This window comes from Paraburkholderia sp. SIMBA_054, from assembly GCF_046534875.1.
In the GTDB taxonomy this organism is placed as follows: Bacteria; Pseudomonadota; Gammaproteobacteria; order Burkholderiales; family Burkholderiaceae; genus Paraburkholderia; species Paraburkholderia hospita.
In genome coordinates, this window is record NZ_JAWRXV010001402.1 from 1 (window position 1) to 247 (window position 247).

Here is a 247-nt window from a genome sequence, read left to right on the forward strand (position 1 = left end):
CAGGGCAGTTACGAGGAAGGCCCGCCGACCCTCACCGACCTGCTGATCCGCGACCGCCGGTGGTGCCAGGGCAACCTGCAGCACGCCAAGGTCGTCGGCGCCAAGGGACTGCACTGGATCAGCCGCATGCACATGATGATCGGCATCGGCCATTACTTCACCGCGCCGATGTGGGCGATGCTGATGCTGATCGGCATCGGCATCCCGCTGCAGGGCGGCGGCATCGACCTGGCCGCCGAACTGCCGT

At 67.2% G+C, this 247-nt stretch carries 1 pseudogene; it reads left to right on the forward strand.

Annotated elements, in window-relative coordinates:
• A pseudogene (locus SB822_RS59670) lies at positions 1 to 247 on the forward strand (glucans biosynthesis glucosyltransferase MdoH); the annotation flags it as partial.